Here is a 26,124-nt window from a genome sequence, read left to right on the forward strand (position 1 = left end):
ACATCAGGTGGATTGACCCAAGGGACTCAGTGCGCGGCGTCGGCGATGTGGTGCGTGCCGATCCGCTTCCTGAACACCCAGTAGGTCCACGACTGGTAGAGCAGCACGAGCGGCGTCGCGATCCCCGCGCACCAGGTCATGATCTTCAGGGTGTACGGGCTCGACGAGGCGTTGGAGACCGTGAGGCTCCAGGCCGGGTCGAGCGACGACGGCATGACGTTCGGGAACAGCGACAGGAAGAGCATCGCGACGGCGGCCGTGATCGTGATGCCCGACAGCGCGAACGACCAGCCCTCGCGCCCGATCTTGATGGTGCCGATCGCCCCGACGAGCGCGACCACGGCCACGATCATCGCGATGAGCGACCAGCCGTCGCCGTGGTCGACCTGGGTCCAGATCAGGAAGCCGAGCGCGAGCACCGCGGCCACCAGACCGAGCGTGAGCGCCATCTTCCGCGCCCGCATCCGGATGTCGCCCACCGTCTTGAGCGCGGTGAACACCGCGCCGTGGAAGGTGAACAGGGTCAGGGTGACCAGGCCGCCCAGGATCGCGTACGGGTTGAGCAGGTCCCAGAAGTTGCCGACGTACTCGAAGTTCTTGTCGATCTTCACGCCGCGCACGATGTTGCCGAAGGCCACACCCCACAGCAGCGCCGGGATCAGCGAGGTCCAGAAGATCGCGTGTTCCCAGTTGGTCTGCCACTTCTCCTCGGGCCGCTTCGCCCGGTACTCGAAGGCGACACCGCGGACGATGAGACAGACCAGGATGATCAGCAGCGGCAGGTAGAAGCCGGAGAAGAGGGTCGCGTACCACTCGGGGAAGGCGGCGAAGGTCGCACCGCCCGCCGTCAGCAGCCACACCTCGTTGCCGTCCCAGACCGGCCCGATCGTGTTGATCAGGACCCGGCGCTCGGTGCGGTCACGGGCCAGCAGCTTGGTGAGGATGCCGACCCCGAAGTCGAAGCCCTCCAGGAAGAAGTAGCCGATCCAGAGGACCGCGATGAGGACGAACCAGACGTCGTGAAGTTCCATGACTCGTGAGCTCCCTGGGCCTCAGTAGGAGAAGGCCATCGGCTTGTCGGCGTCACGGTCTCCGCCGATCTTGGTGGGCGGGTGGAGATCGTCGTCGGTGAGCTCGGGCGGCCCGGCCTTGATGTACTTCACGAGCAGCTTGACCTCGATGACGGCGAGGACCGCGTACAGCAGGGTGAAGACGGTCATCGAGGTGATGACCTCGCCCTGCGAGACGCTGGGGGAGACGGCGTCGCGGGTCTGGAGGACGCCGTAGACGACCCACGGCTGCCGGCCCATCTCGGTGAAGATCCAGCCCCAGGAGTTGGCGATCAGCGGGAACCCGACGGTCCACAGCGCCACGATCCAGTAGAGCTTCGTGAACTTCGGGCTGAGGGCCTTGTTCTTGAAGAGCACCAGGTTCGGCACTTCGTCGTCGCCCGTCCGCATGGCCTGCGGCAGCATGAACTTCTTGCGGGTGAGCCAGAGTCCGAGCAGACCGATGGCGAAGGACGCCATCCCGAAGCCGATCATCCAGCGGAACGCCCAGAAGGTGACGGGGATGATCGGCCGGTAGTCGCCCGGTCCGTACTTCTCCTGCTCGGCCTTGTTGGTGTCGTTGATGCCGGGGACGTACGAGTGGAAGTTGTCGTCGGCGAGGAAGGACAGTATCCCGGGGATCGACAGCTCGACGGTGTTGTGGCCCTTGCTCACGTCTCCGTAGGCGAAGATCGAGAACGGCGCGGAGTTCTGGCCGTCCCACAGCGCCTCGGCCGCGGCCATCTTCATCGGCTGCTGCTTGAACATGACCTTGCCGAGCTGGTCGCCGCTGATCGCGGTGAGCAGTCCCGCGATGACGACGGTGATCAGGCCCAGCCGCAGCGACGACCGCATCGTCGGAATGTGCTTCTTGCGGGCCAGGTGGAATGCCGCGATGCCGACCATGAACGCGCCGCCGGTCAGGAACGAGGCGGACAGCGTGTGGAACGCCTGGGTGAGCGCCGTGTTCTGCGTCAGCACGTGCCAGAAGTCGGTGAGTTCGGCCCGCCCGTTCGCCTTGTTGTACTTGTAGCCGACCGGGTGCTGCATCCAGGAGTTGGCCGCCAGGATGAAGTACGCCGACAGGATCGTGCCGATCGACACCATCCAGATGCAGGCCAGGTGGATCTTCTTCGGCAGCTTGTCCCAGCCGAAGATCCACAGCCCGATGAAGGTGGACTCGAAGAAGAACGCGATCAGTGCCTCGAACGCCAGGGGCGCCCCGAAGATGTCACCGACGAAGCGGGAGTAGTCCGACCAGTTCATGCCGAACTGGAACTCCTGCACGATGCCGGTGACGACACCCATCGCGATATTGATCAGGAAGAGCTTTCCCCAGAACTTGGTGGCTCTGAGGTACTTCTCCTTCTCCGTACGCACCCAGGCGGTCTGCAACCCGGCGGTCAGCGCCGCGAGCGAGATCGTCAGAGGGACGAACAGGAAGTGGTAGACGGTCGTGATGCCGAACTGCCATCGCGCCAGGGTCTCCGGCGCCAAAGCCAGGTCCACTGCGTCTCTCCTTACGTCGCTGCGGTCACAGCGGCAGTTTGCCCCTTTAATCCCACAAATCCCGGGAGGAACCGGGACACGCTTGTGAACGCGTTCACATTCACAAGCATTATGTCGTACTGACTGTCGGGATCCGAAGGGGGGTCCCCCTACTGCGAGGAACGCCACACGGCGCCCGTGCCCGGACATGCGAACGGCCGGTTCCGCGGGGATCACCCCGCCGAACCGGCCGCAGCGCGCGACGACTCAGAGCTCCTTGCGGAACGCCTCCGCCGCCTTCAGGAAGATGTCGTTGGCCTCGGTCTCGCCGATCGTGATCCGCGCGCCCTCGCCGGCGAACGGCCGCACGACGACCCCGGCCCGCTCGCACGCCGCCGCGAAGTCGGTCGTCCGCTCCCCCAGCCGCAGCCACACGAAGTTGGCCTGCGTCTCGGGCACCGTCCAGCCCTGCGCCCGCAGCCCGTCCACGACCCGGGCGCGCTCCGCCACCAACGAGCCGACGCGTCCGAGGAGTTCGTCCTCCGCGCGCAGCGAGGCCACCGCCGCGTCCTGCGCGAGCTGACTCACGCCGAACGGCACCGCGGTCTTGCGCAGCGCCGCCGCCACGGGCTCGTGGGCGATCGCGAAGCCGACCCGCAGCCCGGCGAGCCCGTACGCCTTCGAGAAGGTCCGCAGCACCGCCACGTTCGGCCGGTCCCGGTAGAGCTCCACGCCGTCCGGCACCTCGGTGTCGCGGATGAACTCCCGGTACGCCTCGTCGAGCACCACGAGGACGTCGGAGGGCACCCGGTCGAGGAACCGTTCCAGCTCGGCCCGGCGGACCACGGTGCCCGTGGGGTTGTTGGGGTTGCAGACGAAGATGAGGCGCGTGCGGTCGGTGATCGCGTCGGCCATCGCGTCGAGGTCGTGCACGTCCCCGTCGGTCAGCGGCACCTGCACCGACGTGGCGCCGCTGATCTGCGTGATGATCGGGTACGCCTCGAAGGACCGCCAGGCGTAGATGACCTCGTCGCCCGGACCGCTGGTCGCCTGGAGGAGCTGCTGCGCGACGCCCACCGAGCCGGTGCCGGTGGCCAGGTGCTCGACCGGCACCCCGAAGCGCTCGGACAGCTCGTTCATCAGGCCCGTGCAGGCCATGTCCGGGTACCGGTTGAAGGAGCCGGCCGCGGCGATCGCCTGCTCCATCACGCCCGGCAGCGGGGGATACGGGTTCTCGTTGGAGGACAGCTTGAATGCCACCGGACCCCCGGCAGCCGCCGGCTTGCCCGGCTTGTAGGTGGGGACCCCGTCCAGCTCGGCACGCAGCCTGGGGTTCTTCTCGCTCACCGCAGTCCTCCTTGTAGCCACCGTTCCAATACTGCTCACCTTAAGAGGATTCGCGGCCCGCCCCAATGGGCCGGGCCCCTCGACCCGGCGAAGGCGTACGGAGAGGGGGGAGCGCTCCCCGCCCTGGCGTGCGCCGGTGGCTCGCGCCGTGGCGCGCATCACCCGTGAAGGTGAGTTGAGACCTACTCGCAACATCGCCGACTTGGCAGGCTCATGCGTGCCGACAAGTAACGTACCGCTGTACTACCCCCCAACTCCCTTGATTTCCAAGGTCATTGATGGTTCATCACCTTGCAGAAACGTGCCTGTCAACGCGTGCATATGCGCCCCCGCCATGCAGCCGCATGAGCCCTACTATCGGCTCGCCATGACAGCAGCAGGGAAGCACCAGGTGAGCCGGGCTGAGACGACCCGCAGAGGCACCCGGCCGAGCCGGGCAGGCATCAGAGACGTTGCCGCAGCCGCCGGGGTCTCGATCACGACTGTCTCCGATGCGCTCAACGGCAAGGGCCGGCTACCGGACGCCACCCGACGCCATGTCCGCGAGGTCGCCGATCGGCTGGGCTATCGCCCTTCCGCGGCCGCCCGCACGCTCCGTACCGGCAAGTCGGGCTTGATCGGCCTGACCGTGACGACCTACGGGGATGAACCTTTCACCTTCACGGAGTTCGCGTACTTCGCCGAGATGGCCCGAGCGGCCACCTCCGCCGCGCTCGCGCGCGGTTACGCCCTTGTCATCCTGCCCGCCACCTCACGCCACGACGTGTGGTCGAACGTCGCGCTCGACGGCACCGTCGTCATCGACCCCTCCGACCACGACCCGGTCGTCAGTGAACTGGTCCGCCAGGGCCTGCCCGTCGTCTCGGACGGACGTCCCGCGGGCACCTTGCCCGTGACCGCCTGGGTCGACAACGACCACGAGGCCGCCGTACTCGGCATCCTCGATCACCTCGCCGAGGCCGGCGCCCGCCGTATCGGCCTCCTGACCGGCACCACCACCGACACCTACACGCACCTCTCCACCTCCGCGTACCTGCGCTGGTGCGAGCGGATCGGGCAGGAGCCGGTCTACGAGTCCTATCCCGCGCACGACCCCTGTGCCGGGGCCGTCGCGGCCGACCGGCTGCTCGCCAGGCCCGACCGCCCGGACGCGGTCTACGGCCTGTTCGACCCCAACGGCACGGATCTGCTCGCGGCCGCGCGCCGCTACGGCCTGCGCGTCCCGGAGGACCTGCTGCTCGTGTGTTGCAGCGAGTCGAATGTGTACTCGAATACAGAGCCGCCCATCACCACCCTCTCGCTCAAGCCGCGCCGCATCGGCACGGCCGTCGTCCAACTCCTCATCGACGCCATCGAGGGGCTCGAATCGGACCAGCCGGTCGAGCAGGTGATACCGACGGAACTGATCGTGCGGACGTCGTCCCAGCGCCGTCCGCCCCGCACCACCGTCAGCCCGCCCCGCTCCCCGGGGCAGGGCTGACCGCCCGTTCCCGCGACCGACCCGGAAGGGACAAGAAAGAAACCGGCAAGAAACCAGGGGAAAAGTCCCCACCAATTCGGGAGAAAAGCGCGGTGAACAGCCCCCCGTCACCGATTCACCACCCCTGGTGCATCACACAGCGCGAGCCGCATTCCTATGATGGGCGCACGACACCGCGGGCCGCTGCGACCAGGCAGTCCGATCCGGTGCACAGGCGGCGCAATGGTGGTGGAGGGGTCGATGACTCAGGGGGCCGGTCAGGGACCCGCAGCGCGCACGGAGACGCTGCGCGACTTCCGCGTTCCCGCGTACGTCCATGACGTACCGGCGAACGTGGTGCCGTCCGACCCCGCCCCCGGCCCCGAGCCCGACGCCACCGAGGGGTACCCGGACGGGTACACCCCCACCGAGCGCGATCTCCCCGTCATCAATCGGGGTGACACCGTGCAGGTCGAGGTCGTGCAGCAGACCGTGCAGCAGCCGGCCGACGGACCCGGCCCGCTGTACGTCGTCGGCGACGTGCACGGCTACCTCGACGAGCTGCTCGCCGCGCTCCGCGAGAAGGGCCTGATCGACGCCGAGGGCAACTGGGCGGCGGGCACCGCGCGCCTGTGGTTCCTCGGTGACTTCACCGACCGCGGCCCCGACGGGATCGGCGTCATCGACCTCGTGATGCGGCTGTCCGCCGAGGCGGCCGCGGCGGGCGGCTACTGCAAGGCGCTCATGGGCAACCACGAGCTGCTGCTGCTCGGCGCGAAGCGGTTCGGCGACACCCCCGTCAACTCCGGAGCGGGCACCGCCACCTTCCAGGCGGCCTGGTTGCTCAACGGCGGCCAGAAGTCCGACATGGACCGCCTCCAGGACGTCCATCTCCAGTGGATGTCCCGACTCGACGCGATCGAGATCGAGGACGACCACCTGCTGATGCACTCGGACACGACCGCCTACCTCGACTACGGCGACTCCATCGAGGCGGTCAACGACACGGTCCGCGAGACGCTCACGCGCAACGACGCGGACGAGTGCTGGGACCTGTTCCGCAAGTTCACCAAGCGGTTCGCGTTCCGGGACGAGGAGTCGGGGCCCGGGTCCGTCCGCGAGCTCCTCGACGCCTACGGCGGCTCGCGCGTCGTGCACGGCCACAGCCCGATCCCGTACCTCCTCGGCGAGGTCGGCGGCGAGGACGCCGACGGCGAGGAGAGCCGGCCCGTCGTCGAGGGACCGCACGTGTACGCGGGCGGTCTGGCCATCGCCATGGACGGCGGCGTGACCATGGCCGGAAAACTGCTGGTCCAGCAACTCCCCATGGATATCTGAGAGTTCACCGGGCAGCCGCGTAAGCGGAGGATCCGGCAGGCCACAGGGCCAATTTCCGGAAACCCCCTGTCACCGCGTGCCGTGACCGCTCTACCATCGGCTTATCCGTAGCAGGCTCCCCTCCGTTTCTGCCCGACGGCTCGTAACCATGCGAGCCACCAAGCCCTACGGAGCATCGGGGGATGCACATGAACAGCGCTCCGCATTTGCTGAACGAGGACCGCCCCGAGTTCGAGCGGATCCTCGATGAGGCGCTGCGTACCGCACCCAGCCGCCCTGAACTCGCCGCAGTGGGCCAGCGGCTCAACCCCGAACAGCTGCGCACCATGGCGTTGAACGCCGCCGCGCTGATCAGCACGGCGGCCGCCACCGAGTACCAGCACTACGTCAAGGTCCGTGAGGAACTGCGCGCCGCCCCGCGGCCCGTCCGCCCGCTACGTGAAGGAGGCTCTTCCGGCTCGGCGGAGTCCGGAAGCAACACGATCGGTCTGGTCGCGGAGACCACGGGACCCGGCGTCGCCGCGGTCGCCGTCGTACTCGCCCCGGTCCTCGCCGGGACCGCCGCCGCGATCTTCCTGCTCGTCGGCTACATCCTGAAGATGCTGCACCCGGCGCCCGACTTCGCCGACACGCTGCTGGCGTTCGGCTGGGTCTTCGGCGCCATCACCGCGGCGGGCATCCTCGTCGCGGCGGTCTGCCTGCTGCTGACGGCCCTGCGCAACGGAGCGACGTCGCTCCAGGCGAGCGCGCACGGCGAGTCCAACGAGGCGGTGGCACAGGCCAGAGAAGTCTGGGGCAAGGCACTCCTGGAGCGCGGCATCCTGCCGTTCCTGCGGGACGCCCTCGCGGATCCGCCCCCGAGCGGTGGGACGCCGCTCGGGGGCAGCCGCGGCGGCTCCACCAGCCGTATGCCCCAACTCGGCTACAACCGGCCGGGATTCAGCAGCCCCGACGGCGGAGGCACCGCCACGGGGCAGCGCGCCGGCTACTCCAGCCCGGACTTCTCCAGTCCGGACTTCGGAGGCCCCGAGCACCAGCCGGACTGACCCTCCGGCATCGGCGGGGGCCGTGACCTCGGCTCGGGGCGAACTGCGCGGGCCCCGAGCCCTCGGTCGCGCGCGCGTACGCGTCAGTCGGCCAGCGGCAGATAGACGCGGTTGCCCGCCTCGGCGAACTCCTTCGACTTCTGCTCCATCCCGGCCTCGACCTCGGCCTTCGTGGAGCCGTGCGCGCGCCGGATGTCCTGCGAGATCTTCATCGAGGAGAGCAACTGGCCACTCGGAATCGTCGGGGACCGGACCCGTTCAGAGGAGCCGCAGTTCGGGCAGGTAGGCGGTCAGAACTACGACGCACACCGGCTTTCCCGTGCTCGCGCGTCCCATCCACACGGGATACGTGCCATCCCCACCGGTGTAGAAGGAGACGAGGTCACTGCCCGTCACGTCGTCCGTGGTGCGCAGGTACCCCTCACTGAGGGTCTCTCCGGCGTCGTCCTCCTGCTCCACGAGATAGAGCCGGTACTTGTCCGCGAGTACTTCCCAGCCCGAGGCATCGGCGAAGGCCCCCGCAGCACAGTCCGTGTCGAAGCCGAAGAACTCGCCCTCGCGCAACAGCCGGGGGTCGTCCTCCTCCGTGAGCGCCAGCTCCCACGACACGACCGTCTCTTCCCCCAGCAGTAGCCGGACGGCGACTTCATCCTGGTTGGCAATGCGCTTGTCCCCGCGCTGATGCTCGTATGCAACCACTGCGGCCTGTACGGGGTACTCGCCCGGAGGGATCCGCTCGGACAGCTCGCGTCCGGCGCTGTGGCCCTCGGTGTCGGGATCCGCGACGACGAGCCTGCCGCTGGGCACGCGGAGAGCCGCGATGTCGCGTACGGCGGTGACCGTCATCTCCGGCTCGAAATTCGTCGCGATACGTGTGCCTGGCTCGAACAGCTCCTTGAGATGGGTGGGACGTGCCGGTCGCGGAGGCACCCACGGAGAAGGCCGGGCATCGGCGACGCGGTCTGCGCACGATGCCTCGGTCTCGCTCTCGGTGGCGTCGACGAACTGTGGCTGCTGCTCCGACGTCGACAGCTGCGTGAGGAGCAGCTGCCTGGCACCGCACACACCGAACAGCGATCTGTCATGCCATCGGTTCTCTTCCGGGATGCCCGCGAGCGTGTGGCGTGACGGTCCTCGATCCCCCTTCGGTTCACTCACGCTGCGCCCTTTGCCGCCAGGAAAGAGGTCCGTATAGGAGCGCTCCGCGTCGGGGGCGAACTCGGCCTGGTCCTCGGTGTCATAACGCCATTGCGCGATGTGGCGTATGAACAGGCGGCCGGGTTCGAGCAGGCGCAAGTCCACTTCCCCGGTCCGCCGTCCCTGATCGTCGTACGCCCATCCGCCGACGTGGGAATCGCCCCAGGCCACCAAGTGCACCTCGATGGGCGAACTCCTGCCCTCCAGTCGGTACACCATCACATAGGGCTTCCCCGCACGATCGCGGGCCTCGGCCCCGGTGGGCGAGAGAGGACGGACCACGGTTCGGGAGGCCCGGTCCCATCCCTCACCGAAAGACACCTTCACCGTCTGCTCAGCGCCCTGCATCATGCCTCCCGAACTGCACCGATCAAGCTCATGCTGTTGCGAGGAACCTTAAGTGCGGCATGTGACAACGGCAGGGGCAGCCGCGGGGCGAGAACAGTGCCACAGGCGGTGCCCGGATCAGCCGACCGCGGGCACCGCCCGGAGCGTCAGTCCGCGAGCGGCAAGTACACCCTGTTCCCGCCGGCCGCGAACTCCTTCGACTTCTGGAGCATCCCCTCGGCGACCTCCTCGGCCGACGCTCCCGCAGCCGCCGTACCACCGAACTGCTTTGTGATGGATTGGCTAATCCTCATCGAGCAGAACTTCGGGCCGCACATCGAGCAGAAGTGCGCGGTCTTCGCCGGCTCGGCGGGCAGCGTCTCGTCGTGGAACTCCCGTGCCGTGTCCGGGTCGAGGGCCAGGTTGAACTGGTCCTCCCAGCGGAATTCGAAGCGGGCGTCGGACAGCGCGTCGTCCCAGTCCTGCGCGCCCGGGTGCCCCTTGGCCAGGTCCGCGGCGTGGGCGGCGATCTTGTACGTGATGACGCCGGTCTTCACGTCGTCCCTGTTCGGCAGGCCCAGGTGCTCCTTGGGCGTGACGTAGCAGAGCATCGCCGTGCCCCACCAGGCGATCATCGCGGCGCCGATCCCGGACGTGATGTGGTCGTAGGCGGGTGCGACGTCGGTGGTCAGCGGGCCGAGCGTGTAGAACGGCGCCTCCTCGCAGATCTCCTGCTGGAGGTCGATGTTCTCCTTGATCTTGTGCATCGGGACGTGGCCCGGGCCCTCGATCATCGTCTGGACGTCGTGCCGCTTGGCGATCGAGTTCAGCTCGCCGAGGGTGCGCAGCTCAGCGAACTGCGCCTCGTCGTTGGCGTCCGCGATGGAGCCGGGGCGCAGGCCGTCGCCGAGCGAGTACGTGACGTCGTACGCCGCGAGGATCTCGCACAGCTCCTCGAAGTGCTCGTAGAGGAAGCTCTCCTTGTGGTGCGCGAGGCACCACGCGGCCATGATCGAGCCGCCGCGGGAGACGATGCCGGTCTTGCGGTTGGCGGTCAGCGGGACGTACGGGAGGCGGACCCCGGCGTGGACCGTCATGTAGTCCACGCCCTGCTCGGCCTGCTCGACGACCGTGTCCTTGTAGATCTCCCAGGTCAGTTCCTCGGCCTTGCCGTCGACCTTTTCGAGGGCCTGGTAGAGCGGCACCGTACCGATGGGGACGGGGGAGTTGCGCAGCACCCACTCGCGCGTGGTGTGGATGTTGCGGCCGGTGGAGAGGTCCATGACGGTGTCGGCGCCCCAGCGGGTCGCCCACGTCATCTTCTCCACCTCCTCCTCGATGGAGGAGGTGACCGCGGAGTTGCCGATGTTGGCGTTGACCTTCACCAGGAACCTCTTGCCGATGATCATCGGCTCGATCTCCGGGTGGTTCACGTTGGCGGGCAGCACCGCGCGACCGGCCGCGATCTCCTCCCGTACGACCTCGGGCGCGACGTTCTCCCGGATGGCCACGTACTCCATCTCCGGGGTGATCTCGCCCCTGCGTGCGTACGCGAGTTGGGTCACGGCCGCGCCGGTGCGGCCGCGGCGCGGCAGACGCGGCCGGCCGGGGAAGACGGCGTCGAGGTTCTTCAGACCCCCGCCGCGCGGCGAGGTGTGCTTGATGCCGTCGTCCTCGGGTCGGACGGGGCGTCCCGCGTACTCCTCGGTGTCGCCGCGGGCGATGATCCAGTTCTCCCGCAGCGGGGCGAGCCCGCGGCGGACATCGGTGTCGACGGTCGGATCGGTGTACGGGCCGGAGGTGTCGTACAGCGTGACCGACTGCCCGTTGGTGAGATGCACCTGACGGACCGGCACCTGGAGGTCCGGGCGCGAACCCGTGACGTATCCCTTGTGCCAGCCGATGGACTTCCCGGCCTCGTCAGCAGAGCTGGAGGCAGGCGTGCGTGCGTCCGTTGTGGTCATGAGACCTACTCCCTACGCCGGCATTACCCGGTAACAGGTTCGGCGGTCGACGCAGCGATGTCCGTCCCGCGATGTTCCACGCTGTTTCACGTGAAACACGCCTCGGTACGGAGGTCAGCGCCCTCTCAGCCCGGTGCTCCGAGCTCCCGCGTGTGCAAAGGTGCCTCCACGCTAGCGTCATGTCGGACGCGTTGAACAGAGGGCCCCTGCCGTTCTTGCGATGATCGGTCGGTGACCACCACGCAGCAGCCCCCGCCTCCGCCGTCCCAACCGCCGCACGGACCGGGCCCGTCCGGGACGGGGCACGGCGGCCACGGCCACTCGCACAGCCACGGTCCGGCCGCCCCGGTCTCGAAGCATCTGCGGAAGGTCATCGCGGCGATCCTGGTGCCGTTCTCGGTCGCCGTCGTCGTGGGCCTGGTGGTGCTGTGGCCCGGGGGCGCCCCCGCGCACGAGCGCACCGGCGTCGGCTTCGACCGGCAGACGCAGCAGGCCACGGTGACCAAGGTCGACCAGGTCGACTGCAAGTCCGTGAACGCCTCCGGGGGCACGCCCACCGGCGACACCTCCACGGCCGAGGGCTCCTCCGCCCAGCAACAGGCCACCGGGACCTGCGAGAACGCGACGATCCGCATCGACACCGGCAAGGACAAGGGCCGTACGTTCACCGAGGTCGTCCAGCCGGATTCGCCGCGCCAGTTGCACGAGGGCCAGAAGGTGATCGTCGCCTACGCGCCCGACGCTCCGGAGAACTTGCAGTACTCGGTCACCGACGTGAACCGCAAACTGCCGATGACGCTGCTGGCCGGGATCTTCGCCGTGGCCGTGGTCGTGGTGGGCCGGCTGCGGGGTCTGATGGCGCTGATCGCGCTCGCGGTCAGCTTCCTCGTCCTGACGTCGTTCATCCTGCCCGCGATCCTGCAAGGCTCGAATCCGCTGGTGGTGGCGGTCGTCGGGGCCAGCACCATCATGCTGATCGCGCTCTACATGTGCCACGGTCTGTCGGCCCGCACCTCGGTCGCCGTGCTGGGCACGCTCGTATCGCTGTTGCTGATCGGCCTGTTGGGGTCCCTGTTCATCGACTGGGCCGCGCTGACGGGCAACACGGACGACAACACCGGCCTGATCCACGGCCTGTACCCGCACATCGACATGAGCGGTCTGCTGCTGGCCGGAGTCATCATCGGTTCGCTCGGTGTCCTGGACGACGTGACGGTGACCCAGACGTCGGCGGTCTGGGAACTGCACGAGGCCAACCCGACGATGGGCTGGCGCGGTCTGTACCGGGCGGGCATCCGGATCGGCCGCGACCACATCGCGTCCGTCGTCAACACCCTGGTCCTGGCGTACGCGGGCGCGGCGCTGCCGCTCCTGCTGCTCTTCTCGATCGCGCAGAGCAGTGTGAGCGACGTCGCCAACAGCGAGCTCGTGGCGGAGGAGATCGTGCGCACGCTGGTCGGCTCGATCGGCCTGGTGGCGTCCGTGCCGGTCACCACCGCTCTGGCGGCCCTGGTGGTCTCCGCCGACCGCCCGGGGTCCCACGGGCCCGAGAAGGCCGCACCGGTACGCGGTGGCAGAGGCCGGCGACGCAAGCGCTGAGCGCACGGTACGGCTCGGGTGCACCGTGCTGCTGAAGCGTTACGTCTTGGGGGGCCTGCCGGGGGAAACGGCTCAGCCCGCGCTCTGCTCCTCGGCGAGGATCCGGTCGAGGGCCTCGTCGAGGTGGGTCTCGAAGTCGGCGAGCGCCCGCTCCTGACCGAGTGGGACGAGCTTGTCCGTACGGTCGAGGAACGCGACGAGCGGAGCGACCCCGGCCCGGAACAGCGCCTGATCGGTGCCGACCTGGAGCCGGATGTGGACCTCGCCCGGCATCTCGCCTGCGCCGCCCGCGGCCAACTCCACCGGGGAGATCCGCACATCACCGTCGCCGCTGGCTCCGTTGACCCCGTCGACGAGGAGTTCCCGGCCGAACGCCCAGGTCACGGGCGCGTCTCCGGGAAGATGGAAGGTCAGCCGCACGGCGTACGGATCCCCGGCCTCGTACCGGAGCTCCACCGGAATGCGGAACGAGAGCTCCTCCGAGACGAGGAAGCTCATCATGACCTCTGCCTGAACTGCTTGTACCGACTCGCGCATCGCCTACCCCGTCAACTTGCCGTCGATTGGCCAGGAATGACCTTCCTGACACTGCTGGCATCTTGCTCAACGTACACGGGGGATCACAAGGAGTGAGTTTTCAGATGCTGATAGAGAAGGCGAGTGTCCCTACGAGCTTTCCGATCTCGTGCTGCAACTGACGTGCGGCGGGAAGCAGTTTCTCGGCCTGGTGGGAAGGGAGCGAAATGGCCAAAGTGGCCGCGGTCGACCCGATGGTGATCGGGAACGCGGCGCAGGCGGAGCCCAGCGCGTACTCCTGTCGCTCGATCACAGGCTCCATCCGCCCCACCGCGCTCAGCTTGCGCAGCAGTGAGCGGTCGTCGCGCACCGAGTACGGCGTGAGGGACTGCGCGGGGTAGCGGTCGAGGTGGTCGCGGCGCGCAGCCTCGTCGAGCTGCGAGAGCAGGCACTGCCCGATCGCGTGGGCGTGTCCGGTCTCGCGGAAGTCGGCCCATTCCTCGACGGCCGGATTGGCCGGAGTGTCGGCGACGGCGACGACCTCGATCTCGCCGTCGCGGTAGACCGCGAAGTAGACCGGGACACCGATGGCGTCCCGCCAGTGCCGCAGCGCCTCGGTGATCATGCCGCGACGATTCTGCTGCGCTCCGCTGCTGCTCAGCCGCTCGGTCGCGTCGCCGAAGACGAAGACGCCGTTCTCCCTGCGGAGGTAGCCGTCGTGGGTGAGCGTGCGCAGCAGGTGGTAGGCGGTGGGGAGGGCGAGCCCGGCCTCCCTGGCGAGCTGCTTGGCGGGGGCCCCGTCGTCGTGCGAGGCGACCGCCTCGAGCAGCCGCATGGCCCGCTGGACGGAGCCGATGAGCGTCTGCTGGGCGGCGGGTGCGGTGTCAGCCGTGGCCACGGTTCACTCCCGATGCTCGTGGGTGTCCCCGCGTTCCCGGGGCTCACGGGGAGGAAGCCGTCGGATTCCGGACTTTAACCCTTGGCCACCGCTTCGTGCGGGCCCGGAACGGAAACTTCCCTCGGTCGTGCGAACCGTCGCACGACGCAACCAAGGGAATCCTCACCGCCGTCCGGGACCCCGCACCCCGCCCGCGCTCACCAGTCGCTGCGCGAGGACGAGCCCGCCATGAACTTCCGTACGACGTAGATGAGGCCGCCCACCAGAGCGGCGAACACCAGGACCTTGAAGAGCAGACCGATCACGAAGCCGACGATGCTGGCGATCAGCCCGCCGAACACGACCAGGGCGATGACCGGCACCGCGACCCACTTCACCCACCACGGCATGCCCGCGAATATCTCTCGCACTGCCCTCGCTCCTTCGGTTGAGAGCCCCCGCGGGGCTCCTCTGACTTCCTGCACTCGATGCTGGCACGGCGCGGGCCCGGATGGGGCCTCGCGATCCCTTGCCCTCCCCTGACCCGCCCCTTAGGGAACCCCGGGGTCCGGCGTCAGCTCTCCGGGGGAGAGAAGACCACGAGAACCCGCAGATCCTCGCTGATGTGGTGGAACTTGTGGGCGACGCCGGCCGGGACGTACACGACGCTGCCGCGGCCGACCTGCGTGGTCTCCATCCCGACCGTGATCGAGGCGCGGCCGCTCACCACGAGGTACACCTCGTCCTGCTGGTGCGGCTGCTGCGCGTCGTGCTCCCCCGCGTCCAGCGCGTACAGCCCGACCGACATGTTCCGCTCGCGCAGGAACTGCAGATACGCGCCGTCGTTGGCGGCACGCTCCGCCTCCAGTTCGTCCAGCCGGAAAGCCTTCATCGCCGTCGTCGCCCTCGCTGTCCACGTCATCACCGGTCACGTCTGCCACGATCAGACACATGAAGAATTTCGTAGTCAAGACGATCGCCAACGCGGGGGCCCTGGCCGTCGCGGTCTGGGTGCTCGACAAGATCACCCTGACCGGCGACAGCACGGGCAAGAAGATCGGCACGCTGCTCCTGGTGGCGCTGATCTTCGGCCTGGTCAACGTGTTGGTGAAGCCCGTCGTGAAGCTGCTCACGTTCCCGCTCTTCATCCTCACGCTGGGCCTGATCACGCTGATCGTGAACGCCTTGATGCTGCTGCTGACCTCGTGGCTGGCCGACCAGTTCGACCTGAGCTTCCACGTCGACGGCTTCTGGACCGCGATCCTCGGCGGCCTGATCATCTCGGTCGTCTCGTGGGCGCTGAACGTCGTACTGCCCGACAACGACTGAGGCGTCCGATGACCTTCCGCGTCTGTTTCGTCTGCACCGGCAACATCTGCCGCTCGCCGATGGCCGAGCACGTCTTCCGCGCCCGCGTCGAGGAGGCCGGACTCTCCGCTCTCGTCGAGGTCGACAGCGCGGGCACGGACGGCTGGCACGAGGGCGACCCGGCGGACCCGCGCACCGTCCACGTCCTCCAGGAGGGCGGCTACACCAGTGACCACACGGCCCGGCAGTTCCGCCGCGAGTGGTTCGCCCGGCTCGATCTGGTCATCGCCCTCGACGCGGGCCACGAGCGCACCCTGCGCCGCATGGCCGCGCTGCCGGAGGAGGCCGAGAAGATCCATCTGCTGCGCTCGTACGATCCCGCCGCCGGCGACGACCTGGACGTCCCCGACCCGTACTACGGCGACATGGACGGCTTCGAGGAGTGCCTGAGGATGGTCGAGGCGGCGAGCGACGGGCTGCTCGTCGCCGTGCGCGACGCGGTGAACTCCCCGGCCGTCTAGTACCCGGCTACGCAGAAAGGACGGTCCGAGCCTCCCCCCTCGTGGCTCGGACCGTCCCGGTTCTGCGCGCGAAGAACCGCGCGAACAAGGCTAGTTGACTGTGTGTCAGTGTCCAATCACGGGAGCGACAGAGACCTATCGACATATTTATAGTTGGGCGCGACGGACGGTCGCGAGGAGAGGGGAGGCGCATGGATCTCGCTCTGCTGCGTACGTTCGTGACGGTCCATCGGGCCGGGTCCTTCACCCGCGCCGCCGCCCTGCTCGGCCTCTCGCAGCCCGCGGTGACCTCGCAGATACGCGCGCTGGAGCGGCAGTTGGGGCGCCCGCTGTTCCTGCGCCAGGCTCGCGGTGTGACGCCGACCAGCATCGGCGACGAACTGGCCCACAAGGCGGCCCCGCATCTCGACGCCCTCGTGGAGATCACGGAGGCCGGGCTCGACGAGGATTCCTCCGTCCGCACCCTGCACCTCGCGGGGCCGCCGGAGTTCAGCGCGGAGCGCGCTCTTCCCGCGCTCACGGCCCTGACCCGCGACGACGGCCACAGCATCGCCCTGCGCGCCACCTTCGGCACCGCCGAGGAGGTCCTGGAGGGGCTCGCCGCCGGACATCATGATCTGGCCATCACGACGGCCCGTCCGCGCGGCGCTCTGCTCACGGCGACTCCGCTCTGCGACGAGGAGCACGTCCTGGTCGCCGCACCGCGCTGGGCCGCCCGCGTCGGCTCCGGCACCCTGCATCGCGACGCGGCACCCTCGCTGGAGAAGTTCCCGGTCGTCGAGGTCCACGAGTCGCTGCCGTTGGTCACGCGCTACTGGGCCGCCGTCTTCGACGCGCGGCCCGTCGCCTCCGGCACGGTCGTCGTCCCGGACCTGCGCGCGGTCCTCGCCTGCGTGATCGCCGGAGCCGGCCTGGGCGTCCTGCCGCGCTATCTGTGCGCGGCGGCCCTGGAGCGCGGCGAGATCGTGGCGCTCCTCGACCCGCCGGTGCCGCCCTTGCGCACGTACTTCCTGGTCGTACGCACCGGCACACTCGCCCTGCCGCACATCGCGCGGGCGCATGAGTGGCTGCTGCGCGCTGCTGTCGACTGGTCGTGAGCGCGGGCGCGGACGGTACGGGATGTTTCACGTGGAACCAGCCGGGCCACATTTCTCCCATGACCGTCCGACCCGTGGTCAAGCGCACCGCACGCGCCGTTCTGCTCGACGGCGACGACCTGATCCTGATCAAGCGGACCAAGCCCGGCGTCGATCCGTACTGGGTGACCCCCGGCGGCGGAGTCGAGCCGGAGGACACGACCGTCGTGGACGCCCTGCACCGCGAGGTGCACGAGGAACTCGGCGCCAAGATCATCGACGTGGTGCCCTGCTTCGTGGACACCGTGGAGCACATCGGCGAGGACGGCGGCGCGACCGGCGTGAAGGTCCAGCACTTCTTCGTCTGCCGTCTGGAGACGATGGACGCGGACCAGCGGCACGGCCCCGAGATCGAGGACCCGTGCGGCGAGTACGAGATCGTCCGGGTGCCCTTCACCCGCGTCGGCATCGCCTCGGTCCATCTGGTGCCGCTGTCCCTGCGCCACTACCTCGACGGCAACATCGAGGGCGTGCGGGCGATGCACGCGCCCGATCTGGGCTGACCCGCCGTACGAGCGCCTCGGTCCGCCGTACGAGCGCGTCCGCCGGCTGTACGGGCGCCTCAGCCGCCGCACGAGGGCGTCCGCCGGCCGCACGAGCGCCTCAGTTCGCGGCGGCGACCAGGTCCTCCACCGAGTCGTGCCGGATGCGGTCGACCGGGATACCGACGTCGCGCAGCGCGTCGACGCCGCTGCGGATCATGCCGGGCGGGCCCGAGAGGTAGCCGTCGTACTCGTCCCAGGGCCCGTAGTCCCGGACCGCGTCCGGGAGTTGGAGGCCGTGGTCGACGATCGGGCGGACCGCGAGCCACGGGTGGGTCCGCTGGAGCCGCAGCATGGTGTCGATGTCGTACAGGTCGTGGTCGGTACGGGCGCCGTAGAACACCTCGACCGGGCGCCGCTCCCCGTGCTCGGCGACGTCCTCGACGAGCGCCTTGATGGGGGCGATGCCGGTGCCGCCGCCCAGGCACAGCAGGCCCGCGTCGGTGCTGTGGTCGACGGTCATGGACCCGGCGGGCGGGCCGAGGCGGAGCACGTCGCCGGGGCGGGCGCGGTGCACGAGGGCGTTCGAGACCCAGCCCGCGGGCACCGCCTTCACGTGGAACGAGAGCAGCCCGTCGGAGCGGGGCGCCGCCGCGAACGAGTAGTGCCGCCAGATCCGCGGCCACCACGGCGTCTCCAGCGTCGTGTACTGCCCGGCCAGGAACGGGTACGGCTGGTTGGGTCTGACCGTCACGACAGCGATGTCAGAGGTCCGCAGATCGTGCGAGACGACCTCGGCCAGCCACCACGGCGGCGCCTTCAGCTCGTCCTCGGCCGCCGCGTCGATCATGATCTGGGAGATCGCCGTGTACGTCCGGACCCAGGCCGCCTCGGTCGGCGCGTCCCAGGTCGTCGTGGCGTACCGGGTGAGCGCGGCGATGAGGCACTCACCGACGGCCGGGTAGTGCCCGGCGTGCGTGCCGTACTTGCGGTGACCGCGTCCCAGGTTCTTCAGGTACGCGACCAGGACGTCCTGGTTGTCGATGTGCTCCGCGGCGGTCAGCAGCGCCTTCAGGAGGCGGTCGCGCTGGGTGTCCATCGCGACGGGGAACAGCTGGCGCAGCTCCGGGTGGCGCACGAAGAGCAGGGCGTAGAAGTACGAGGTGACCTGGTCGGCGACCGGGCCGACCTCCTCCATCGTGCGGCGGACGAGGAGCGCGTCGGGGGAGGCGCTCTGCCGGGCCGGGCGCTGCGGACGGGGCTCGGCGACGGGGCCGGCCGGCGCGACCGGAGCGGTCCGCGCGGGCTCCGCGGGCCGCGGCTCACGCGCCGGGCGCGGCTGCGGTATTCGGCCCTCCGGCTCGGAGCCGGGAGGGGTCGGATCCGGTCCGGCGGTCGTGCGCGTCGTGAACCAGCCGCCCCCGTCGCCCGGGTCGGAACCGGCCGACGTAGTGGTCGGAGCGTCCATGCTGTGCCTCGCCTCGAACATCTCTCGGTCGGTCTCTGTACACCCGCGGCCTTCCGTGCTGTTCCGCGAACGGAAGCAGCGGGTTTTCCCCCGTCTGTCGCTCCATGACTCGTTGGCTTGACTCGTCGGTTCGACTCGTCGGTTCGGCCCGTCGGCCTCACCGGACAATGCGGCCCATAGTGAACCTGCATTCCGGCCCGCTACGGACAAGTAAGGCAAGAATGTGACATTGCCCGCAGTTCTCTCACCGCAGCATGCCACCCGCCGCCATTGCGCAGAACACAAAGCGGAAAGTGCCGGTTTTGGATCTCTCCGTCCGGTTACGCTGCGGTGGCCTGCGTGCGTGTCACGGTTCCCCCTCGGCTTCCCCCAGGTGCCCTCCCTGGCGTCTTCCATGCACAGGGCGCGAACCGGAGTCGACCATACCGGCCGCCGTAAGGGCCACGACCCCCTCCCCGCTTAAGCGCCGATTAAGCGAACCTGAGGCTCTCCGAAATTCCTCGATTACCGGTCGCGCGGCACCAATTCGTACGCCTTCCGCAGATCACGCCCCACATAGGAGTGAGTGGCGAGGCCGACCAGGTGCCGGTCCGCATTGACCGCCACCGAAACAGGGACGGCGGCGAAAAGGTCCACGTCCGACAGGGAGTCGCCGTACGCAACGCAATCAGCCCGGTCCACCCCGAACTCTTCACAGAGCCGGTCCGCGATCTTCACTTTCGCCGCCGCGCTGAGCACGCCGGCGGAATCGACCGGTTCGGTGAACGGCACGGCCGGGAAGCGCGAGCCGTACGCGGCGTGGGCGCCCCAGCCGATGAGCCGCTCGACGAAGAAGGACGGCGACAGGGAGACGACCGCGCAGTAGTCACCGCGCTCCCGGATCTCGGCCCATGTCTCCCGGATGCCCACGAGCCAGGGCGCCCCGTCGAACGCGGCGGCCACATGGTCGGCCGTCAGCCCCGACCAGAGGGCATGGATCCGGCGCGCGTACTCCGGCGGGCCGATGCGCTGCGCGCCGATCTCGACATCGAGGGCGAGCGTCTCCGCCTCCAGGCCCAGCTGCCGGGAGATCTCTACGGGCGCGGAGGTGCCGGGCAGCAGCGTCCCGTCGAGGTCGAAGAGGTGCAGTCTCGGTCGCGTCATGTACGCCGAGGCTAGTAGGACGGATTACTCCCGCCGTCAGACGCCTCCGGAGGCCGATCCCGGCACGGTGTTTCACGTGAAACTTCAGCGCCGCCCTCGTCGGGCCCTCCTCGTCGTGCACGTCGCCGCGTCCGCCTGCTGGCTCGGCGTCACGCTCGGGCTGCTCGCGCTGGCCGTCACGGCGACGACCACCGGGGCGGGCGCGGCCGTGGAGGCCTCCGCCCGCTCCATGAAGCTCTTCGCGGACTGGCTGGTGATCCCGCTGGCCCTCCTGACGCTCTTCAGCGGCCTGGTGCTCTCGCTCGGGACGCCCTGGGGGCTGGCCCGGCACCGGTGGATCTACGTCAAGTTCTGGCTGACCCTCGCCACGACCGCGGCCTCGATCTTCGCCCTGCGGCCCGGCGTCGACGGCGCGGTGGCCACGCTCGCCGCAGGTGGCGGAGTGCCCCGCGCCACCGACCTGCTCGCCGGACCGATCGCCTCCCTGACCTCGTACGTCTTCATGACGGCGATCTCCGTGCTCAAGCCCTGGGGTCTGACCCGACGTGGCCGAAAGCACCGGGTCACTGCGCGCAAAGCGGTGGACGCGACGGGCTGAGTCCGAGAGCCTGACCTGCGTGTCGACACCTTCCCTCTCCGACCTTCCCATCCGCCGTCTCACCCGGCGCGATGTCCTCGCCTGCGCCGACCTCTCCGAGAACCGGGGGTGGCCCCGCGAAGAACACAAGTGGGGTCTGCTCCTCACCGCCGGTACGGGCTACGGCATCGACGACCCCGACGGCGGACTCGTCGGCGCCTTCGTGGTGACCGAGTACGGCCATCAGGACCGCCCCGAACTCGGCGCGATCGGCATGGTCCTGGTCGCCGAACGGCATGCACGTCAGGGGGTCGGCAGGCGTCTGATGCGCTACGCGTTGGAGCGTGCGCACACGACGCCGCTGACGCTGCACGCGACGCCGTACGGGCGCCCGCTCTACGAGGAACTGGGCTTCAAGGTCACCGGCCAGGCCGAGATGGTGCGCGGCCACTTCGCCCCGGGCGGTGCGGCGCCCGACGTCGCCACGCGCCCGGCGACCGCCGAGGACCTCGCGGCGATCCTGCGCCTGGACGCCGAGGTGTTCGGCCCGGATCGCACGCACGTGATCACGCGCCTGCCGGCCTTCGCCGACCAGCTGCGGGTGGCGGAGGCCGACGGCGAGCTCGTCGGCTACGCGGCGGCCTGGCCCAACATGGACACGCACGTGATCGGTCCGCTGATCGCCCGTGACACCGAGACCGCGAAGGCCCTCGTCGCCTCGCTCGCGGCGGGCACGGACCGACCGCTGCGCACCGACATCGACGTACGCCATGAAGAGCTGCTCGCCTGGGTCAAGGAGCGCGGCCTGGAGGGCATCAGCATGAACGCGGTGATGAACCACGGCGCCCCGGATCTGCCGGGCGACTGGACCCGCCGCTTCGCGCCGCTGACCGTCGCGGCCGGCTGAGGACAGCAGGAAGCCCGCTCCGAGGGCCGCTGTGATGCGGCCGCTCGGGGCGGGCTCGTCCGTCTGCGCCGCCGCTACGCGAGCGACTCCACGGCCGTCGTGGCGAACCCGTGGTCCTGCTCGGGAGCGCCGCCGCCGACGCCGATGGCGCCGATGAGGCGGCCGTCGCGGTGGATCGGACGGCCACCGGCGATGAACAGGAGCGGCCGGTCGAGGGCGGTGGGCAGGCTGTGGAACGGGCCGTCGGGCTTGACCAGGTCGACGAGGTCGGCGGTCGGCGCGTTCAGCTGGAGGGCCGTGTACGCCTTGCGGGTGCTGGTCTCGCCGGAGATCAGCACGGCGCGGTCGTCGCGGCGGAAGGCCAGAAGGTGACCGCCGGCGTCCAGGACGGTGACGCTGACGGTGACTCCGGCCTCTTCGGCGGCGCGGTACGCGGCGGCGACGAGCTTCTCGGCGTCCTGGGTGGTCAGCGGCGTGACGGCCGTGGTGGTGCTCATGTGGGGGTTCTCCTTGCGGGGTGGTGCGGGTCGTTCAGGGGTGCGGGGACGTCGTCGGCCCCGACGGAGGTGGGGCGGGTCGGTGGTGCGCCGGCCCGGAGGTGACGCGGGTCAGTGGTGGGCCGGCTCGGCGTGCCGCTGTCCGGCGCCGGTGACGACCAGGCTCGGGGCCGGCGAGCGACGCTCCAGGGCGGCGGACAGGACGGCCAGGACGAGGGCTCCCGCGGCGAGCGCGGCGCCGACCCAGTTCGGGGCGGTGTAGCCGAGGCCCGCGGCGATCACCATGCCGCCGAGCCAGGCGGAGAGGGCGTTGCCGAGATTGAACGCGCCGATGTTGACGGCCGAGGCGAGCGTGGGCGCGCCGGAGGCCTGGTCGAGGACCCGCTTCTGGAGCGGGGGCACCGTCGCGAACCCGAGCGCGCCGATCAGGGCGATGGTGATCGCGGCCAGGACCTTGTGGTGCGCGGTCACGGTGAAGAGGGCGAGCACGATCGCCAGGGCGCTCAGGGAGACGTAGAGCATGGGCATCAGGGCCCGGTCGGCGAACTTGCCGCCGATGAGGTTGCCGCCGACCATGCCGAGCCCGAAGAGGACGAGCAGCCAGGTCACCGAGCCGTCCGCGAATCCGGCGACGTTGGTCATCATCGGTGTGATGTAGGTGATGGCGGCGAAGACTCCGCCGAAGCCGAGCACGGTCATCGCCATGGCGAGCAGGACCTGGACGTTCTTGAAGGCGGCCAGCTCGTGCCGCAGGTGCACGCCCTCGGGCTTGGGCAGGTCCGGTACGAGCTTGGCGATGCCGAGGAGACCGACGACGCCGAGCGCCGCGACGATCGTGAACGTGACGCGCCAGCCGAGGGACTGGCCGATGAGGGTGCCGAGCGGGACGCCGACGACGTTGGCCACGGTGAGGCCCGTGAACATCATCGCGATGGCTCCGGCCTTCTTCTGCGGGGCGACCAGTTCGGCCGCGACCACGGAGCCGATGCCGAAGAACGCGCCGTGGGCGAGCGAGGCGACCACGCGGCCGATCAGCATCACGGCGAAGACGGGGGCCACGGCGGAGAGCAGGTTGCCGACGATGAAGAGGCCCATCAGCAGCATCAGCATCCGCTTGCGGGAGATGCGGGTGCCGACGGCGGTCATCAACGGGGCGCCGAACATGACGCCGAGGGCGTAGCCGGTCACGAGGAATCCGGCCGTGGGGATGGAGACGCCGAAGTCGCCCGCGACCTCTGGGAGCAGTCCCATGATCACGAATTCCGTGGTTCCGATCCCGAAGGCCCCGATCGCGAGGGCAAGGAGCGCGAGAGGCATGGGGTTCACCTTCCCAGACTGTTGCGGGTGCGCTTTACGAGACCTCACAATAATTGCAGACGCTGGTTAATTGCAAACGCGGGCAATCGCGCGGATCGACTATCCTGGTGTGCAGCCGCTCCGGACGGAGGATCCACGAGCCATGACCGCCACTGACCCCGCACTCACCGCCCTCTCCCAGGGCTGGTGCGCGCTCTCCCTCCTTCACGGGAGGATTGAGGCCCACATCGAGCGCGCCCTCCAGGCCGGACACGGACTGAGCGTGCGCGAGTACTCCCTGCTCGACGTCCTCAGCCGACAGCACGACGGGGAGGGCGGCCACCTTCAGATGAAGCAGGTCGCCGACGCGGTCGTCCTCAGCCAGAGCGCCACGACCCGCCTGGTCACGCGCCTCGAGGACCGCGGCCTTCTCGCCCGGTACCTGTGCCCCACCGACCGGCGCGGCATCTACACGAACGTCTCCGAGGCCGGCCTGAAGCTCCTCGAGGAGGCCCGGCCGACCAACGAGGCCGCACTGCGCGAGGCGCTCGACACCGCGGCCGAGAACCCCGAACTCGCTCCGCTGGTCAGGGCCGTCGAAGGACTCCGCGTCCCCGCGTAAAGCCCTGTTCCGTACGGGACGTCCCGCCTAGGCTGCGGCCATGGGAGATCTTGAAATCAGGCCTGCCGCGGCCGAGGACGTCCCGGCGATCGTCGCGATGCTGGCGGACGACCCGCTCGGCGCCCAGCGGGAGTCGCCGGACGACCTGGCGCCGTACCTCGCCGCCCACGCACGCCTCGCCGCCGACCCGAACCAGCACCTCGTCGTCGCCGTACGCGAAGGCCGTGTCGTCGGCACCCTGCAACTCACCGTCATCCCCGGGCTCTCCCGGAAGGGCGCCACCCGCTCGGTCATCGAGGGGGTACGCGTCCACGCGGACGAGCGCGGCAGCGGTCTCGGCACCCTGTTCATCGAGTGGGCCGTCGAGGAATCCCGGCGCCAGGACTGCCAGTTGGTGCAGCTGACCTCCGACGCCACCCGGACCGACGCCCATCGCTTCTACGAACGGCTGGGCTTCGTGGCCTCGCACGTGGGCTTCAAACTCCAGCTCTGACGAGCCGGTCCCTCGTCGTTTCACGTGAAACGACGAGGGACCGTTTCACGTGAAACGACGGATCGACCTCCTACTGCGGAAGCCCCTGCCAGCCGTCAGGATGCACACCGCCCGGCACCGGAGCGTCCTCGTCGTACGGCTTCCGCGTGAAGACGAACGAGCCGAGATCCAGATGGCTCACCGAGCCGTCCGGCCGCCGCACCGCCTGGAGCAGCTCCCCCGCGTAGTAGCCGTCGAGCCCCGTCCAGGTGCCGTCGCCGTTCGCCCGGAAGCGCGAGCCACGCCCGCCACCGGCCGCGACCGGCCCCAGCTCGACGCCACCCTCCGTGGTGAGCCGCAGCGCCACGGTCTGCGTGCCCCAGTACCAGGGACCGACCAGTTCCATGACGGACGAGTCCACCGCCGGCAGGGGCCGCCACGGAGCGGGGATACGCGGCTCGGCCTCCGCGACGGTCAGGAGCAGTTCGGCGGCGACGGTGGCCGCGGAGACCCCGGACGTGCAGTTGGCCAGCACCACGGCGGCGAGGCCGTCCTGCTCGCTCAGCCACAGCCCCGCCACGAACCCGGGCAGGGAACCGCTGTGCCCCGCCAGAGTGCGCCCCTTCCTCCTCAGCACCTGCATGCCGAGGCCGTACGACGACCCTTCGGCCCCCGGAAGCTCGGGCGCGGCCGGCGTCCGCATCTCCCGTACGGATTCCGCGCTCAGAACGCGCTCGTCACCCGTCGCGAGGAAGGCGGCGAAGACGGCCAAGTCCCGGGTGGTCGACCAGAGTTGACCCGCCGCTGCCATCAGGCCGAGGTCCTCACCGGGTTCCGGCATCATCACGTCGGCATACGGGTGGACGGCCCACCCGCCGGCATGCGGCATCTGCGGCTGGGCGCTGGTCCGGCTCAGCCCCAGCGGTTCGAGGATCTCCGTACGCAGGGCCTGTTCCCAGGAGACCCCGCGCACCTTCTCGATCAGCGAACCCAGCAGCGTGTAGCCGGGGTTGGAGTAATGGTGGCGACGGCCTACGGGATGCCGGAAGGGCCGCTCGCCCAGCACGTCGGCGAGGGTCGGACGCAGCGCCGCCGACGAGCGCTCCCACCACTCACCGGGCGTCTCGGCGGCCAGCCCACCGGTGTGCGCGAGGAGTTCGGCGATGGAGACCTCCCCCGCGCCGGTGCCCGGGAGGTGCTTCTCCAGCGGGTCGCCCAGATCGAGGAGCCCCTCGTCACGCAGCCGCAGCACGAGGACGGCCGTGAACGTCTTGGTGATCGAGCCGATCCGGTACTGCACGTTCTCGTCGGGCCCGTGCCCATCCACCGAGGTACGGGATCCCGTCCACACCAGGTGCCCGTCCCGGGCGACCGCGGCGACCAGGGAAGGCGACCGCCCCTCGCTCTGGGCGACGGCGATGCGGTGCAGGAGCGCACGACGCGTGGTGGGCAACAACTCTTCAAAAGGCGTAGTCATGCCCTCAGTCC

Annotated in this window: 26 protein-coding genes and 1 pseudogene; 12 read left to right on the plus strand and 15 right to left on the minus strand. The window is 69.5% G+C overall.

Annotation, left to right across the window (positions count from 1 at the left end; all coding sequences use genetic code 11):
• Positions 1–26: 26 nt before the first annotated feature.
• The 3 genes from cydB to hisC form a co-directional block, all read right to left on the minus strand.
• Entirely contained in the window at positions 27–1,031 is a 1,005-nt protein-coding gene (gene cydB, locus V2W30_RS19785) for a cytochrome d ubiquinol oxidase subunit II (RefSeq protein ID WP_338698318.1), read from the minus strand.
• A gap of 21 nt (positions 1,032–1,052) precedes the next feature.
• Positions 1,053–2,558 carry a cytochrome ubiquinol oxidase subunit I gene (locus V2W30_RS19790; RefSeq protein ID WP_338698319.1) on the minus strand — a complete coding sequence of 502 codons (1,506 nt, stop codon included), beginning with the start codon at positions 2,556–2,558 and terminating at the stop codon, positions 1,053–1,055.
• Between the two features lie 246 nt (positions 2,559–2,804).
• Entirely contained in the window at positions 2,805–3,884 is a 1,080-nt protein-coding gene (hisC, locus tag V2W30_RS19795; RefSeq protein WP_338698320.1) for a histidinol-phosphate transaminase, read from the minus strand.
• A gap of 367 nt (positions 3,885–4,251) precedes the next feature.
• Here hisC and V2W30_RS19800 point away from each other — a divergent pair, with 367 nt between their 5' ends.
• From V2W30_RS19800 to V2W30_RS19810, 3 genes are all read left to right on the plus strand, one after another.
• Entirely contained in the window at positions 4,252–5,364 is a 1,113-nt protein-coding gene (locus tag V2W30_RS19800; protein ID WP_338698322.1) for a LacI family DNA-binding transcriptional regulator, read from the plus strand.
• Positions 5,365–5,604: 240 nt separating this feature from the next.
• Entirely contained in the window at positions 5,605–6,681 is a 1,077-nt protein-coding gene (locus V2W30_RS19805) for a metallophosphoesterase (protein WP_338698323.1), read from the plus strand.
• 182 nt (positions 6,682–6,863) lie between these two features.
• Positions 6,864–7,727 (plus strand): hypothetical protein, encoded by an 864-nt coding sequence (locus V2W30_RS19810; protein WP_338698325.1) that lies wholly within the window; start codon positions 6,864–6,866, stop codon positions 7,725–7,727.
• 83 nt (positions 7,728–7,810) lie between these two features.
• Here V2W30_RS19810 and V2W30_RS19815 read toward each other — a convergent pair.
• From V2W30_RS19815 to thiC, 3 genes and pseudogenes are all read right to left on the minus strand, one after another.
• Positions 7,811–7,957 (minus strand): annotated as a pseudogene (locus tag V2W30_RS19815) (thiamine biosynthesis protein ThiC); the annotation flags it as partial.
• Between the two features lie 28 nt (positions 7,958–7,985).
• Positions 7,986–9,275 carry a DUF4241 domain-containing protein gene (locus V2W30_RS19820; RefSeq protein ID WP_338698327.1) on the minus strand — a complete coding sequence of 430 codons (1,290 nt, stop codon included), beginning with the start codon at positions 9,273–9,275 and terminating at the stop codon, positions 7,986–7,988.
• Between the two features lie 143 nt (positions 9,276–9,418).
• Entirely contained in the window at positions 9,419–11,215 is a 1,797-nt protein-coding gene (gene thiC / locus V2W30_RS19825; protein WP_338698328.1) for a phosphomethylpyrimidine synthase ThiC, read from the minus strand.
• Between the two features lie 231 nt (positions 11,216–11,446).
• Between thiC and V2W30_RS19830 the strand changes: the two genes are divergently transcribed.
• Positions 11,447–12,814 carry a YibE/F family protein gene (locus tag V2W30_RS19830; RefSeq protein ID WP_338698330.1) on the plus strand — a complete coding sequence of 456 codons (1,368 nt, stop codon included), beginning with the start codon at positions 11,447–11,449 and terminating at the stop codon, positions 12,812–12,814.
• 72 nt (positions 12,815–12,886) lie between these two features.
• Here V2W30_RS19830 and V2W30_RS19835 read toward each other — a convergent pair whose 3' ends face one another.
• From V2W30_RS19835 to V2W30_RS19850, 4 genes are all read right to left on the minus strand, one after another.
• Positions 12,887–13,351: an SsgA family sporulation/cell division regulator gene (locus tag V2W30_RS19835; RefSeq protein ID WP_338698332.1), complete on the minus strand. Its 465-nt coding sequence runs from the start codon at positions 13,349–13,351 to the stop codon at positions 12,887–12,889.
• A gap of 100 nt (positions 13,352–13,451) precedes the next feature.
• The gene (locus tag V2W30_RS19840; protein ID WP_338698336.1) at positions 13,452–14,228 is read right to left on the minus strand and encodes an IclR family transcriptional regulator; all 777 of its coding nucleotides are present in this window, start codon (positions 14,226–14,228) and stop codon (positions 13,452–13,454) included.
• Between the two features lie 197 nt (positions 14,229–14,425).
• Positions 14,426–14,638 carry a DUF5326 family protein gene (locus V2W30_RS19845; RefSeq protein ID WP_338698337.1) on the minus strand — a complete coding sequence of 71 codons (213 nt, stop codon included), beginning with the start codon at positions 14,636–14,638 and terminating at the stop codon, positions 14,426–14,428.
• A gap of 143 nt (positions 14,639–14,781) precedes the next feature.
• Complete coding sequence (locus V2W30_RS19850) at positions 14,782–15,099, minus strand: cupin domain-containing protein (protein ID WP_338703697.1); 318 nt, start codon at positions 15,097–15,099, stop codon at positions 14,782–14,784.
• Between the two features lie 59 nt (positions 15,100–15,158).
• On the opposite strand from V2W30_RS19850, the gene V2W30_RS19855 reads away from it, so the two are divergent.
• The 4 genes from V2W30_RS19855 to V2W30_RS19870 all read left to right on the plus strand — a co-directional run bounded on the left by V2W30_RS19855 (position 15,159) and on the right by V2W30_RS19870 (position 17,675).
• Positions 15,159–15,536 (plus strand): phage holin family protein, encoded by a 378-nt coding sequence (locus tag V2W30_RS19855; RefSeq protein ID WP_338698339.1) that lies wholly within the window; start codon positions 15,159–15,161, stop codon positions 15,534–15,536.
• An 8-nt stretch (positions 15,537–15,544) separates the two neighbouring features.
• Entirely contained in the window at positions 15,545–16,036 is a 492-nt protein-coding gene (locus tag V2W30_RS19860; RefSeq protein ID WP_338698341.1) for a low molecular weight protein-tyrosine-phosphatase, read from the plus strand.
• Between the two features lie 191 nt (positions 16,037–16,227).
• A complete protein-coding gene (locus V2W30_RS19865) occupies positions 16,228–17,133 on the plus strand; it encodes a LysR family transcriptional regulator (protein ID WP_338698343.1) in 906 nt (301 codons plus the stop codon).
• Between the two features lie 59 nt (positions 17,134–17,192).
• Positions 17,193–17,675, plus strand: a complete 483-nt coding sequence (locus V2W30_RS19870; RefSeq protein WP_338698345.1) for an NUDIX hydrolase — start codon at positions 17,193–17,195, stop codon at positions 17,673–17,675.
• Between the two features lie 100 nt (positions 17,676–17,775).
• On the opposite strand, the gene V2W30_RS19875 is transcribed toward V2W30_RS19870, so the two are convergent.
• Both V2W30_RS19875 and V2W30_RS19880 read right to left on the minus strand, forming a co-directional pair.
• Positions 17,776–19,122, minus strand: coding sequence for a globin domain-containing protein (locus V2W30_RS19875; RefSeq protein WP_425244567.1), 1,347 nt, complete (start codon positions 19,120–19,122; stop codon positions 17,776–17,778).
• Between the two features lie 504 nt (positions 19,123–19,626).
• Positions 19,627–20,265, minus strand: coding sequence for an HAD-IB family phosphatase (locus tag V2W30_RS19880; RefSeq protein ID WP_338698349.1), 639 nt, complete (start codon positions 20,263–20,265; stop codon positions 19,627–19,629).
• Between the two features lie 76 nt (positions 20,266–20,341).
• Here V2W30_RS19880 and V2W30_RS19885 point away from each other — a divergent pair, with 76 nt between their 5' ends.
• Both V2W30_RS19885 and V2W30_RS19890 read left to right on the plus strand, forming a co-directional pair.
• Positions 20,342–20,863 (plus strand): DUF2269 domain-containing protein, encoded by a 522-nt coding sequence (locus V2W30_RS19885; RefSeq protein ID WP_338698350.1) that lies wholly within the window; start codon positions 20,342–20,344, stop codon positions 20,861–20,863.
• 19 nt (positions 20,864–20,882) lie between these two features.
• Positions 20,883–21,749, plus strand: a complete 867-nt coding sequence (locus V2W30_RS19890; protein WP_338698351.1) for a GNAT family N-acetyltransferase — start codon at positions 20,883–20,885, stop codon at positions 21,747–21,749.
• Positions 21,750–21,823: 74 nt separating this feature from the next.
• On the opposite strand, the gene V2W30_RS19895 is transcribed toward V2W30_RS19890, so the two are convergent.
• Together V2W30_RS19895 and V2W30_RS19900 are read right to left on the minus strand one after the other, a co-directional pair.
• Positions 21,824–22,246: a GlcG/HbpS family heme-binding protein gene (locus tag V2W30_RS19895; protein ID WP_338698353.1), complete on the minus strand. Its 423-nt coding sequence runs from the start codon at positions 22,244–22,246 to the stop codon at positions 21,824–21,826.
• A gap of 111 nt (positions 22,247–22,357) precedes the next feature.
• Positions 22,358–23,563 carry an MFS transporter gene (locus V2W30_RS19900; RefSeq protein ID WP_338698355.1) on the minus strand — a complete coding sequence of 402 codons (1,206 nt, stop codon included), beginning with the start codon at positions 23,561–23,563 and terminating at the stop codon, positions 22,358–22,360.
• 142 nt (positions 23,564–23,705) lie between these two features.
• Here V2W30_RS19900 and V2W30_RS19905 point away from each other — a divergent pair, with 142 nt between their 5' ends.
• Together V2W30_RS19905 and V2W30_RS19910 are read left to right on the plus strand one after the other, a co-directional pair.
• The gene (locus V2W30_RS19905; protein WP_338698356.1) at positions 23,706–24,164 is read left to right on the plus strand and encodes a MarR family winged helix-turn-helix transcriptional regulator; all 459 of its coding nucleotides are present in this window, start codon (positions 23,706–23,708) and stop codon (positions 24,162–24,164) included.
• A gap of 40 nt (positions 24,165–24,204) precedes the next feature.
• The gene (locus V2W30_RS19910; protein ID WP_338698357.1) at positions 24,205–24,657 is read left to right on the plus strand and encodes a GNAT family N-acetyltransferase; all 453 of its coding nucleotides are present in this window, start codon (positions 24,205–24,207) and stop codon (positions 24,655–24,657) included.
• Between the two features lie 70 nt (positions 24,658–24,727).
• Here the strand turns inward: V2W30_RS19910 and V2W30_RS19915 are convergent, their stop codons facing one another.
• Positions 24,728–26,113 carry a serine hydrolase domain-containing protein gene (locus V2W30_RS19915; RefSeq protein WP_338698358.1) on the minus strand — a complete coding sequence of 462 codons (1,386 nt, stop codon included), beginning with the start codon at positions 26,111–26,113 and terminating at the stop codon, positions 24,728–24,730.
• Positions 26,114–26,124 lie beyond the last annotated feature (11 nt).

The organism is Streptomyces sp. Q6 (assembly GCF_036967205.1).
GTDB classification, from domain to species: domain Bacteria; phylum Actinomycetota; class Actinomycetes; order Streptomycetales; family Streptomycetaceae; genus Streptomyces; species Streptomyces citrinus.